At 30.7% G+C, this 11,666-nt stretch carries 15 protein-coding genes and 1 other annotated feature; of the genes, 4 read left to right on the plus strand and 11 right to left on the minus strand.

Annotation, left to right across the window (positions count from 1 at the left end):
* Nucleotides 1–291 precede the first annotated feature (291 nt).
* The 11 genes from FYJ83_RS05810 to FYJ83_RS05860 all read right to left on the minus strand — a co-directional run bounded on the left by FYJ83_RS05810 (nt 292) and on the right by FYJ83_RS05860 (nt 8,367).
* The gene (locus FYJ83_RS05810) at nt 292–519 is read right to left on the minus strand and encodes a GNAT family N-acetyltransferase (protein WP_154439391.1); all 228 of its coding nucleotides are present in this window, start codon (nt 517–519) and stop codon (nt 292–294) included.
* A gap of 152 nt (nt 520–671) precedes the next feature.
* On the minus strand, nt 672–1,670 hold the full coding sequence (locus tag FYJ83_RS05815; RefSeq protein WP_154439392.1) for a GNAT family N-acetyltransferase: 999 nt from the start codon (nt 1,668–1,670) through the stop codon (nt 672–674).
* Nucleotides 1,671–1,987: 317 nt separating this feature from the next.
* Complete coding sequence (pyrE, locus tag FYJ83_RS05820) at nt 1,988–2,542, minus strand: orotate phosphoribosyltransferase (protein WP_154439393.1); 555 nt, start codon at nt 2,540–2,542, stop codon at nt 1,988–1,990.
* 42 nt (nt 2,543–2,584) lie between these two features.
* Nucleotides 2,585–3,481 (minus strand): dihydroorotate dehydrogenase, encoded by an 897-nt coding sequence (locus tag FYJ83_RS05825; protein WP_154439394.1) that lies wholly within the window; start codon nt 3,479–3,481, stop codon nt 2,585–2,587.
* Nucleotides 3,474–4,205: a dihydroorotate dehydrogenase electron transfer subunit gene (locus tag FYJ83_RS05830; protein ID WP_154439395.1), complete on the minus strand. Its 732-nt coding sequence runs from the start codon at nt 4,203–4,205 to the stop codon at nt 3,474–3,476. Before FYJ83_RS05830 ends, FYJ83_RS05825 begins: the two co-directional genes overlap by 8 nt.
* Nucleotides 4,195–5,052 carry an orotidine-5'-phosphate decarboxylase gene (gene pyrF, locus FYJ83_RS05835; protein ID WP_154439396.1) on the minus strand — a complete coding sequence of 286 codons (858 nt, stop codon included), beginning with the start codon at nt 5,050–5,052 and terminating at the stop codon, nt 4,195–4,197. The genes FYJ83_RS05830 and pyrF overlap by 11 nt, the downstream gene beginning before the upstream one ends.
* Before the next feature lie 10 nt (nt 5,053–5,062).
* On the minus strand, nt 5,063–6,259 hold the full coding sequence (locus FYJ83_RS05840) for a dihydroorotase (RefSeq protein ID WP_154439397.1): 1,197 nt from the start codon (nt 6,257–6,259) through the stop codon (nt 5,063–5,065).
* A gap of 1 nt (nt 6,260) precedes the next feature.
* Nucleotides 6,261–6,689, minus strand: a complete 429-nt coding sequence (locus tag FYJ83_RS05845; protein WP_154439398.1) for an aspartate carbamoyltransferase regulatory subunit — start codon at nt 6,687–6,689, stop codon at nt 6,261–6,263.
* Nucleotides 6,689–7,612: an aspartate carbamoyltransferase gene (gene pyrB / locus FYJ83_RS05850; RefSeq protein ID WP_154439399.1), complete on the minus strand. Its 924-nt coding sequence runs from the start codon at nt 7,610–7,612 to the stop codon at nt 6,689–6,691. The genes FYJ83_RS05845 and pyrB overlap by 1 nt, the downstream gene beginning before the upstream one ends.
* A gap of 248 nt (nt 7,613–7,860) precedes the next feature.
* Nucleotides 7,861–8,142 carry a spore coat protein gene (locus FYJ83_RS05855; RefSeq protein WP_154439400.1) on the minus strand — a complete coding sequence of 94 codons (282 nt, stop codon included), beginning with the start codon at nt 8,140–8,142 and terminating at the stop codon, nt 7,861–7,863.
* Nucleotides 8,143–8,160: 18 nt separating this feature from the next.
* Nucleotides 8,161–8,367 (minus strand): hypothetical protein, encoded by a 207-nt coding sequence (locus FYJ83_RS05860; protein ID WP_229768505.1) that lies wholly within the window; start codon nt 8,365–8,367, stop codon nt 8,161–8,163.
* Between the two features lie 135 nt (nt 8,368–8,502).
* On the opposite strand from FYJ83_RS05860, the gene FYJ83_RS05865 reads away from it, so the two are divergent.
* From FYJ83_RS05865 to FYJ83_RS05880, 4 genes are all read left to right on the plus strand, one after another.
* Nucleotides 8,503–8,724, plus strand: a complete 222-nt coding sequence (locus FYJ83_RS05865) for a hypothetical protein (RefSeq protein WP_154439402.1) — start codon at nt 8,503–8,505, stop codon at nt 8,722–8,724.
* Nucleotides 8,725–8,826: 102 nt separating this feature from the next.
* Nucleotides 8,827–9,078: a binding site (T-box leader), on the plus strand.
* A 56-nt stretch (nt 9,079–9,134) separates the two neighbouring features.
* A complete protein-coding gene (locus tag FYJ83_RS05870) occupies nt 9,135–10,139 on the plus strand; it encodes a methionine ABC transporter ATP-binding protein (protein WP_195837927.1) in 1,005 nt (334 codons plus the stop codon).
* Complete coding sequence (locus tag FYJ83_RS05875) at nt 10,139–10,780, plus strand: methionine ABC transporter permease (RefSeq protein ID WP_154439404.1); 642 nt, start codon at nt 10,139–10,141, stop codon at nt 10,778–10,780. The genes FYJ83_RS05870 and FYJ83_RS05875 overlap by 1 nt, the downstream gene beginning before the upstream one ends.
* A 14-nt stretch (nt 10,781–10,794) precedes the next feature.
* Complete coding sequence (locus FYJ83_RS05880; protein ID WP_154439405.1) at nt 10,795–11,607, plus strand: MetQ/NlpA family ABC transporter substrate-binding protein; 813 nt, start codon at nt 10,795–10,797, stop codon at nt 11,605–11,607.
* The last annotated feature ends 59 nt before the right edge of the window (nt 11,608–11,666 follow it).

Raw genomic sequence — 11,666 nt, forward strand, 5'->3', positions numbered from 1 at the left:
AATCATACCATTTTACTCCATACAAACTAATTGCCACCGTTTATCTTGTATGACTTTGCATGGAGGATGTGCCGGTTTTATAATTCTTTAAGTACATTGAAAACACCACCTTATAAATTTATTATATCGTTAAAAATCATATTTTTATATTATAATATATTCTTTGAAAAAGCAAATATATATAAGTGATAATAATAAATATTTTTAGTTCGATGTTTTGTTAAAAGCACGACATTATACCAGTATTGATATAAGTGACGTGCTTTTAAAAGGAAATATTTAAATTGTATTTCATCTATTGCTAAAAGTATAAGCAGTTGCCAATGTATCATCATAAACATCTTTAACATCTAAATACTTATTAAAGTCTTCACCTACGATTTCTTTTATTACTGCTTCCCAAAAAACATGCGATGCCTGATTATTAGGATGAACCGTTAATTCCCATTTTCCAGGGTGCAGCTCAACTACCTTTTTGGCAGCATATCTTCCAATTCCCTTTCTGCGATACTTCTTCATTACAAAAAATTCACATCATTATTTTCATACTCCGAAAAGTCATATTCATATAATTCAATTAAATGTGCTAATATTTCTTTTTCTTCCTCTTTTACTTTAACAATTTCAATATCCATAGTTTCCCTCTTTCTTCCCTGAAACTCATATTTATCCTAGAACCTTTTCTTTAAAAAGTACTGCTTTATACCATCAGGGTAATCATCTAGTATAGAGAATACCTCATATCCACATCTTTTATAGAACCATGGTGATTGATAACTAAATGTACACGTATGGGCAAAAATACATCCATATTCTCTAGCCATTCTCTCTGCTTCAGTAATCAATATCCTGCCGTATCCTTTTCCTCTATATTTTTCATTAATCCACATTACATCAATATACATGCAATAATTAAAAGTATCACATAAGATTGCTCCTATTGTTTCTTCATCAGAAGTTTTAAGATATAAATTAATATCAATACCCGGCTTTCTTAATACTCCTTCTGTCTTCATTACATTATGTTTAAATAGTCCTTTACAAACACAATCATAGTCATCATTCGAACAGTCTGTTGTGATTATGATGCTTTCATCAAGCTTTTTCTTCACATGAAGCCCACCATGCTGAACATCTCTTGCATATAACATGTCATTTAATGTTTTGATAATATCTGCTAAATTCCAAACAAATACGTCAACTAATGTATCTTTCCCTTTAGGAGATTGAACAACCTGCTTTTTTACTTTTCCACCTAGATATAAATAGTATTTATTAGAAGATACTTCATGCCAATTATACACTATTAGCTCTCTAAATCCGTACACCTTAAATTCATCTACTATGCTTTTAATCAATTTAATACCAAGTCCACGTCTCCGATATTCCCGTTTTACAAACAGATAACTTAGTTCTACTCCATCATCACTGTCTTCCCTCTCCGCTATACTTGCTCCTACAAAACCAGCAAATTTTTCTCCATCAAAAGCTCCATAAATCCGCCTTATATCATCATATTTTTCGTTTATCCATGACGTAAGATATTTCAGTTTTTCTTCTCTATCTATCGTATTAGTCAGAACAACTCCCCTATAATCATCATTCCAACATTCAATTAGTAAATCAACAGCCTTATATAATTCCTCATCATATAATTTACGGATTAACATAACCCTACCTCACTCCTATATTTCATTTTCTTGTTTTTCCCATTAATCTCGTGAGCTAATAACTGCTCGATATTTGAAAGTACCATCCATTATAATATACAACTCAAATTTTATTATATAAGGTATTGATTGAATATAATATATCAAAAACAATTAATATAAGTTCTTAACAAAAAAGATTCATCTAGTTAAAATTAGATGAATCTTTCTAATATTCGATTATGTATTAAAGCAATGTTGAAATTATATTATCATTTAAAGAAAGTCAACTTACTTCCCTTGCCGTAGTACTGCATGAGAATTCATCTCATGCATCACTATATCTTTCTACTTCCAGGTTTTACTATCTCTAGTCCTTCTTTACATAAAGGACATTCCTCTTTATCATATGTTTTTATTTCTAAATCAGTTCCTCCATAAATAGGATATTTAATATCTCCTTTAGACCTATTGGCAATACAAGCTATGCCTACTACTATTCCTCCATGTTCTTCTACTACCTTAATAGCTTCATAAGCTGATTTTCCAGTAGTTACTACATCTTCAGATATAATCACTCTCTGTCCCTTTTCTATATGAAATCCTCTTTTTAACTTCATTTCCCCATCTTCTCTTTCAGTAAATACAGCAGGTTTACCTAATTGGCGACCTAGTTCGTAAGCCACTATAATTCCACCCATGGCAGGTCCCACTACTATATCTATATCCAAATCCTTAACTTTTTCAACAATAAATGATACTGCTTTTGCTGCCTTATCTGGATATTGCAATAGTTTTGCACATTGTACATATCTATCGCTATGTTTACCTGAAGATAGTAAAAAATGTCCTTCAAGTAAAGCATCTGATTCTTTAAGTAAATCAATAATCATATTTTTTCCTCCCTTGATTTAGTGAATAACTATTCACTGTTTTTAAATTATTCCTCTGATTTCTTCCAACGATTTAATTCCTTCTTTCTCCATAAACCTCTCAATCCCATGAATAATATCTATAGAAATATTAGGATTAATAAAGTTTCCGCTACCTACTTGAATGGCAGTGGCTCCTGCCATAATAAATTCTATAGCATCCTCAGAACTTATTATTCCTCCTATACCTATTATTGGAACGTTCACTACCTTGCTTACTTCATATACCATCCTTAAAGCTATTGGTTTAATACATGGTCCTGATAATCCTGCTGTTATATTATTAAATATAGGTTTCCTTTTATAAATATCTATGGCAAGTGCATTAAATGTGTTTACAAGTGACAGTCCATCTGCCCCAGCTTCCACACAGGCATAAGCCATTTCTTTTATGTTTTCAGCATTGGGAGACAATTTTACTATCATTGGTTTTTTCGATATACTTTTGGCCTTCTTTACTACTTCTGATGCAGTATTGCATTTTATGCCAAATGCCATTCCGCCTTCCTTTACATTGGGGCATGAAATATTTAGTTCAATCATATGAACTGAAGTTTCATTTAAAAGTTCTATTCCTTCTAAATAATCATCTATGGTGCTACCACCTAAATTAGCCAATATTACAGTATCTTTCTTCTCCATAAATGGCAATTCTTCTTCGATAAATCCCTTTACTCCAGGATTTTGTAATCCTATGCTGTTCATTAGCCCTGATGGTGTTTCATGAATTCTTATGCCTTTATTTCCATCCCTTTTATTTAATGTAAGTCCCTTAGTAGAAATACCACCTAATTTTTCTATAGAAAAATACTCCTCAAATTCTCTCCCAAATCCAAAGGTACCAGATGCAGCTATGACAGGATTTTTAAATTCTATTCCGCAGATATTTACCTTAGTCAATAGTTATCTCCTCCCCTTTAAATACTGGTCCTTCTTTACATACTCTTTCTATTCCCCTTATGGTCTCCACAGTACATCCAAGACAAGCACCTATTCCACAAGCCATTCTATTTTCCATTGAAATATATAAAGGTACTTTTCCTTTACATATATTCATTACTACTTTCATCATAGGAGTTGGACCACAGGTATAAACTAAATCATATTCCATAGGATTAAATAATTCAGTTACAAAACCTTTGTGTCCTTCTACACCATTATCTGTTGCCACAAATATATTATCTACATATTGTCCTATGGTTTCTAAAAAATATGGTTTATCTCTAAAGCCACAGTATAAATCTACATTTATATTAAGGCTTTTAGCCAGATATAACATTGGTGCAATACCTATTCCACCAGATATTAAAGCAATTTTTCCCTTTGTATTTATATTAAATCCATTGCCCAATGGTCCTAGTATACTTAATTTATCTCCTTTTTTAAGCTTAGATATAATATGAGTTCCTCTACCTTTAACTTCATATAAAAATGTAATTTTACCATTATTTAAATCTGCAATAGAAATAGGTCTTGATAAAAATGGATCTAAAGCTTCCCAACCTCTAATCATATAGAATTGTCCTGGAAAACCTTGAAAGTCTCCATTAAGGATAATCTCGTATATATTTTCACTGATTTCTATATTAGATTCAATAATCCCATCTTTATAGCTACTTTTCATAGCCTATGTCCTCCCTCATGGAAAATACTGCTTCTCTTGTATATTTTTCAAAATTTCCGATGCCATCTTCATGCTTTTTATATGCTGTTATTATTCCTCTTGAAGAATTTACAACTCCGCCGTTCCCATTATTTAAATAAAGATTTACATCTTGTCCTTTAGCTCCTTGTGCACCATATCCAGGAATTAAAAAATACATATTTTTGTATCTTTCTCTTATTTCTATTGCCTCATCTGTATGAGTGCCTCCTACTACTCCACCTATTAAACTATATCCAAATTGCCCCATATATTTAGTTCCTAATTCTTCTAATTTATTTCCAATATGATAATAAAGTTTTTCTCCGTTTACATCTAAGTATTCAATGTCTTTAGCCCCTGGATTAGATGTTCTAAGAAGTACAAATATGCCTTTATTTCCTTCATCTAAATATTTGAAATAAGGTGTAATGCTATCAAATCCCATATATGGATTAAGGGTAATAAAGTCCACTTCAAAATCTCCTTCAAAATGCCCCTTTGCATACATATCTGCCGTAGATTGAATATCTCCACGCTTTATATCTCCTATGGTTAGAGCCTTTAGACTCCTTAAATATTCTAAGGTCTTTTTATAGGCTATTAACCCCTTAATTCCATAAGCTTCGTAATATGCTATTTGAAGTTTATAAATTGCTGTAATATCTTCTGTACAATCTATTATTTTTTTATTAAATCTAAAGATTATTTCATCTACATCCTTATATTTCAGCTTTATATCCTCAGGAATATAATCTAAATGTGTGTCTAGTCCAATACAGACATTTCCTTTAGCTTGTACTTCTTTGTAAAGTTTATCTATTATCATATCTTCACTCCTAGTTTTTATACTCTTTATTTACATACTTTGTCTCTCCATCTTTTAAAGTCATGATTACTTCACCGTAGAAATTCATACCATCAAAGGGAGTATTTTTTCCCTTAGATAAGAATGTATTACTGTCTATTGTAATCTCCTTATTTAAATCTATAAGGACTAAATCAGCAATATATCCTTTTTCTATTCTGCCTTTTTTAACCTCCATTATCCTTCCAGCATTAGCTGACATTAATTTAGATAATTTCATTAAATCTATTTTTCCAGATTTCACTAGATTAGTATAGGTCACCGAAAAAGATGTTTCTATTCCAGATAAACCTGGTGCTCCTTTTTCTTTGTCCTCTTTAGTATGAGGCGCATGGTCTGTTGCTATTGTATCTACTGTTCCATCTATTATTCCTTCAATAATTGCATCTCTATCTTTCGCTGTCCTAATAGGTGGATTTACCCTATAATCATTGTCATAAAGTGCAATATGATGTGGTGTTACTTCACAGGTCACATTTACTCCCTCTTTTTTAGCCCTTCTAATTTCATCTATGGCTTCTATGGTGCTTACATGAGCTAAATGTAATTTTCCACCTGTTACCTTAGATAAATATATATCTCTAATAGTAATGATATTTTCTGATATTCTATAGTCTATCTCTGTTAAATCATCATCTTCTGCATGGGTAATTATTGTTAATCCTTTTTCCTTTGCCTTTATCATGGCATTATACATTACTATATTGGATGTTACACCTTTGCCATCATCTGATATAAACTTTACTCTACTATCTAAAGTATCTAAATGCTCCAAGGTTTCTCCATCAAAGTCTTTAGTAATAGAGACAGTTTGATGAACATTTACTAAATCTAGCTCCTTGGCCTTATTTAGCACATATTCAACTATATCCATAGAGCTGCATATAGGGTTTGTATTTCCCATTAAGTTAACTACAGTATACCCACCCTTTAGGGCTGCCAATCCTCCACTAAATAAATCTTCTTTATGAGTAAATCCCGGTTCTCTAAAGTGAACATGAAGGTCTATGAAAGAAGGCATAAGAGTCAAGCCTTCTCCATCTATCTTTCTACAATTATAATCTAATTTGTCAGCAAAATCCTTTATTACTCCATCTTTAATATATAAATCTCCGATGAAATCCTTAGATTCATCTACTATTCTGACGGATTTTATTAAAAGTTCCATTTTAACCCTCCCAAGAATATATCTGATCACAATATTCACATTTATATGTTCCCTCTTTTTCATCAAGTAATACAAATTTATGAACTATTCCTCTTTCTACTGAAGTTATACACCTGGGATTCTTACATTCTATAATTCCTTCTACTTTATCTGGTAATGATAAATTTATTTTCTCCCTTATTTTTTCATTTTCTATTATATTTACAGTAATATTTGAGTCAATAAATCCTAACATTGCCAAATCTATATCTATTTCATTTTCAATTTTTATAATATCTTTACGACCTTGTTTGCAACTTACAGCGTTCATTATTAACGCTACAGTAAAATCTGCCTTATCAAGTCCTAGATGTTTAAATATTATAATTCCATATCCTGGTTTAATGTGATCTATTACAATTCCTTTTGAAATACTATTTATACTTAACATTATTTCACCCCCAATAGTTTAGCAATTAATGCCATTCTAGCAAACATTCCATATTTAGCCTGTCTAAAATACCATGCTCTAGGATCATTATCTACTTCCATGCTTATTTCATTTACCCTTGGTAGTGGATGAAGAATTGTTAAATCTTTTTTAGCAGTTTTCAATTTTCCATTATCCAATATATAACTATCCTTTAGTCTTATATAGTCAGCTTCATTGAAGAAACGTTCTTTTTGTACTCTAGTCATATATAAAATATCAAGCTTATCTATGACTTCTTCAAGTCTTTCTACTTCTACATAATCTAAAGATTTCTTATGAAGAATTTCTGTTTTAATATATTCTGGGGTTTGCAATTCATTTGGGGATATTAATATAAATTTTATATTTTCATATCTTGATATTGCTTTTATTAAAGAGTGAACCGTACGACCAAATTTTAGATCTCCACATAGTCCTATGGTTAAATTTGAAAAGCTACCTTTTGCAACTTTAATTGTTAAAAGGTCTGTAAGTGTTTGAGTTGGATGTTGATGTCCTCCGTCTCCTGCATTGATTAAAGGTACATCTGAATAATATGATGCGTATTTAGGTGCTCCTTCTTTTGGATGACGCATAGTAATAATATCTGCATAAGCTGCAACTGTTCTTATGGTATCTGCTAGGTTTTCTCCTTTAGACACGGAACTTGAATTTGGTTCTGAAAAACCTATTACCTTGCCGCCTAATCTAAGCATTGCAGCTTCAAAGCTTAATCTAGTTCTTGTACTAGGTTCAAAGAATAAAGTCCCCAGTACTTTCCCATCACATAAATGTATAAAGTCCTCTGGATTGTCTATAATTTCCTCTGCTAATTTAAAAATGTCTTCTAGTTCTTCCACTGTAAAATCTTGTGGGTCAATTAAATTTCTTCCTTTTAACATTTTAATGCCTCCTTATAGTCTATAAGATCTTTAAAGGATTAGCGTCAAAAAATGCCCTCCATAAAGGAAGGCACAAGAATATCATGTACTATTTTTATCTCCGCTGTCCTTCCTAATCTCACAGGATTAGATTAAAGGTATTTATTTATCACTAATAAAATTAACATAAAATATAGGAAAAGTCAATAAGAGATTTTTTTATTTATGAATTCAAATAATAAGAACTCCTAAATGGAGTTCTTATTTAACTATTGCATTTGATTTCCTGATGACGTACTATTTACTGCAGATGTTAAAGTAGTTTTTAATTGATTTATATCATTTGATTTAGCTGTCGGTGCTGGAGTGTAATATCCTTTTTGTTCAGCTATTTGATATAATTGATATTGCATTTGCTCTGCTTCATCTCTTAATGTTTGTAAAGTTGATCTTAATTGTTGGTTTGCACATTCTTGTATAGCAGTAGTATAACAGTTTATACTTGCTTTAGTTCCACCTAGAATATCATTAACTATATCTCTTTCTTGCATTATTTCTCCTACCTCCTTTTATAATGAGTTGATTAAATTTGTAGCTGTCATTTTAGCATCGCTACTTGCTTGTTGAAACATTTGTTTTAATTGTGGGTCTTGAACTTGATTCGCATAATCTTCAAATTTACAACTCATAGTTAAGTGTTCTCCTGCAATTTCCTTTACTGAATTAAGTTCCTGATAAGTTAAATTACTTAAATTTAATGTGTTTTTAAGTGCCATAATTACACTCCTTTCAAAATGATTTGTTTTCAATCCTTTAATATTATTTGTTAAATTTAATTTTTTATTCTACCAAAAGATGTTTAAATATATAAGGTTAAAAAGGAAAAACTAAATTTAGGAGGTGTAAAATTTATGAGAATTCCCAATACAAACGATCCTTTAGAGTTTTATAATTATTTTGAAAATGAGAATTTAGAAAATACAGATTATATGAGTCATGATGAAACAGATATAAGACCACCAGATGCTTATATAGGATTTTACAATAATCTATTCTCATCCCAATTTTCTAATATTGTTACTTCTGGAGAAATTGGAGGACTGGAATGGTATAATAGAATGGAAAGAAGATAAATAATAGTCATAAAATATAATAAAAGTGTATAAAATTAAAAAAACATAAAAATTATTGTTGACAAATTTGAAATATGCTGTTAGAATTTTAAATTAATATTAAGAATGACTTTGAAGAGAAGAGTAAGTTTATGAATACTCATACAGAGAGCTTCTAATTGGTGAGAAGAAGCAGAGGATAGTAAGCTGAATATGGTCTCGGAGTTTGATTGTCGAAGTTGACTTTAGACATTCACGTATGCACACGTTATAGTGCTAGAGTATAATCACATATTTGTGACGTACTTAATAAGGTACTGTATCGTGAGGTTCAGTATAAACTTAGGGTGGTAACACGAAGCTTTCGTCCCTTTGCTTTTTGCAAAGAGATGAAAGCTTTTTTTATTGTTTTTCATAAGGGGGTTATGTTCTTGATTGAAATATCTAATGTTAGCAAAAAATTTAGCAATTCTACAACTGAAATTGATGCTGTTAAAAATGTTTCTTTAAAAATCAATAAAGGAGAAATTTTTGGCATCATTGGTTTAAGCGGTGCTGGTAAATCTACTTTAATCCGCTGTTTAAATAGGCTTGAAGAGCCAACAGAGGGACATATATTAATTGATGGTGTAGATTTAATAAACTTAGATAAAAAGGATTTAAGGAAAGAGAGAAAAGAAATCGGAATGATTTTTCAACATTTTAATCTATTATCTCAAAAAAATGTTTATGATAATATTGCTCTTCCTCTACAGTTGGAGAAAATGGATAAAGCTAAAATTGATAATAGAGTAAATGAGCTTTTAGAATATGTTGATTTAAAGGATAAAAAACATAGTTATCCAAGTGAATTAAGTGGTGGACAAAAGCAACGGGTAGCCATTGCTCGTGCCATTGCAAATAATCCTAAGATACTTCTTAGTGATGAAGGTACTTCTGCATTAGACCCGAAGACTACAAAATCCATATTAAATTTATTGAAGAAAATAAGAGATGAGTTAAATATAACAATAGTCATGATAACTCACCAAATGGAAGTTGTAAAAGAAGTTTGTGATAGAGTTGCTATTATGGAAAATGGGCAAGTTATAGAAGAAAATACTGTGGAAAATCTATTTAAAGAACCTAAAACAAAAATTGCAAAAACATTCATCAATTCATTACAAGGAAATATAGAAGACGAAATTATACACCCAAATGATTTCCAAGGAAAACTCATTCGACTTTCTTTCCTTGGAAATAGTGCAAAAAAACCTATTGTATCTAAAGTCATAAGGAATTTTAATATTGATATAAATATATTGTCAGGAAATATTAATAAATTACAATCAACTAATGTAGGTCATTTAGTCTTAGAATTAATTGGAGAAGATGAAGAAATAAATAAAGTTTTCTTATTCCTGAAAAATGAAGATGTCCATGTGGAGGTGATATAATGGCAGAATTAGTTATACCTTCTTTATTTGAAACTCTATATATGGTATTTTTCTCAACAGTATTTTCATTATTATTAGGTTTTCCTTTGGGAATTTTATTAGTAATTACTGAAAAAAATAGTATCTGGGAAAGACCTAATTTCAACAAAATTTTAAATAGTATTATAAATGTAATGAGGTCTATACCTTTTATTATTTTAATGATTTTAGCCTTTCCCTTGGCAAAACTCATAGTAGGTACAAAAATAGGTACAACAGCAACCATAGTTCCCCTATCCATATCTGCAACTCCTTTTGTGGCTAGGATTATGGAAGGAAGCTTAAAGGAAATTGATAAAGGCATAATTGAATCCAGCCTTGCTATGGGGGCTACAGTTCCACAAATTATTTTAAAGGTTCTTATACCAGAGTCCTTACCTTCAATAGTATCTGGGATAACTCTAACTATAATAAATATAATAGGATATTCAGCAATGGCAGGTGCCATAGGAGGTGGTGGTTTAGGTGACTTGGCTGTTCGCTTTGGATTATATAAGTGGCAAAAAAATATAATGTTTATATCTCTTATAGTAATCATAGTTTTAGTCCAAGGAATACAAATTTTAGGTAATTATATTACATTAAAAATAAATAAAAAATAAATGGGGGAATCAAAATGAAAAAATTATTGTCAATTGTATTAGTAGTAGTATTATCACTATCTGTATTAGTAGGTTGCAGCAAAAAACCTGCTGAAGTAGCCGATGTAGAAAAAATTAAAATCGGAGTATCTCCAGACCCACATGCAAAATTGGTTTCATTAGTTGTAGATGATTTAAAGAAAGAAGGTATTGAAGTTGAAATAGTTGAGTTTACAGATTATATAACACCAAACCTATCTCTTAATGATGGAGATTTAGATGCTAACTTTTTCCAACATGAACCTTATTTTAATGATTTTAAGGCAAAGGAAAAGTTGGACTTAACTGTATTAGGCAAAATCCATGTGGAACCAATGGCATTCTATTCATCAAAATATAAATCTATAGATGAAGTTCCCAATGGTGCCACAATAGCTATTCCAAATGATACTGTAAATGGTGGTAGAGCATTACTTTTACTTGAAGCTAATGGATTAATAGAATTAAAAGAAGGCATTGGCTATGAAGCTAATGAAAAAACAGATATAATAAGTAATACTAAAGATCTTAAATTTCAAGCTCTTGAGGCAGCATTTCTTCCAAGCTCCTTAGACAGTGTTGATGGTGCCATAATAAATGGAAACTATGCTCTTGAAGGTGGACTTAATCCTGTAAAAGATGGTCTTTTAATAGAAGACGGGGAATCTCCTTATGCTAATCTTATAGCAGTAAGAACTGGTGAAGAATCTCAGGATAAATTTAATAAACTTCTTAAAGCATTACAATCTGAAAAGGTTAAAAAATATATAGAAGATAATTATGATGGTGCTGTAGTTCCAGCATTTTAAATAGAGGTAAGCTAAGCTTACCTCTATTTTATAACTTTACACAATATAAATTATTTGTG

Origin of the sequence: Tissierella pigra (assembly GCF_009695605.1) — a bacterium.
Taxonomy (GTDB): Bacteria; Bacillota; Clostridia; order Tissierellales; family Tissierellaceae; genus Tissierella; species Tissierella pigra.

Excerpts from the sequence above, each read along its gene's own strand:
- FYJ83_RS05810 (WP_154439391.1), bottom strand. The coding sequence starts at position 519 with ATGAAGAAGTATCGCAGAAAGGGAATTGGAAGATATGCTGCCAAAAAG.
- FYJ83_RS05815 (WP_154439392.1), bottom strand. The coding sequence starts at position 1,670 with ATGTTAATCCGTAAATTATATGATGAGGAATTATATAAGGCTGTTGAT.
- pyrE (WP_154439393.1), bottom strand. The coding sequence starts at position 2,542 with ATGATTATTGATTTACTTAAAGAATCAGATGCTTTACTTGAAGGACAT.
- FYJ83_RS05830 (WP_154439395.1), bottom strand. The coding sequence starts at position 4,205 with ATGAAAAGTAGCTATAAAGATGGGATTATTGAATCTAATATAGAAATC.
- pyrF (WP_154439396.1), bottom strand. The coding sequence starts at position 5,052 with ATGATAATAGATAAACTTTACAAAGAAGTACAAGCTAAAGGAAATGTC.
- FYJ83_RS05840 (WP_154439397.1), bottom strand. The coding sequence starts at position 6,259 with ATGGAACTTTTAATAAAATCCGTCAGAATAGTAGATGAATCTAAGGAT.
- FYJ83_RS05845 (WP_154439398.1), bottom strand. The coding sequence starts at position 6,689 with ATGTTAAGTATAAATAGTATTTCAAAAGGAATTGTAATAGATCACATT.
- pyrB (WP_154439399.1), bottom strand. The coding sequence starts at position 7,612 with ATGTTAAAAGGAAGAAATTTAATTGACCCACAAGATTTTACAGTGGAA.
- FYJ83_RS05855 (WP_154439400.1), bottom strand. The coding sequence starts at position 8,142 with ATGCAAGAAAGAGATATAGTTAATGATATTCTAGGTGGAACTAAAGCA.
- FYJ83_RS05860 (WP_229768505.1), bottom strand. The coding sequence starts at position 8,367 with ATGGCACTTAAAAACACATTAAATTTAAGTAATTTAACTTATCAGGAA.
- FYJ83_RS05865 (WP_154439402.1), top strand. The coding sequence starts at position 8,503 with ATGAGAATTCCCAATACAAACGATCCTTTAGAGTTTTATAATTATTTT.
- FYJ83_RS05875 (WP_154439404.1), top strand. The coding sequence starts at position 10,139 with ATGGCAGAATTAGTTATACCTTCTTTATTTGAAACTCTATATATGGTA.
- FYJ83_RS05880 (WP_154439405.1), top strand. The coding sequence starts at position 10,795 with ATGAAAAAATTATTGTCAATTGTATTAGTAGTAGTATTATCACTATCT.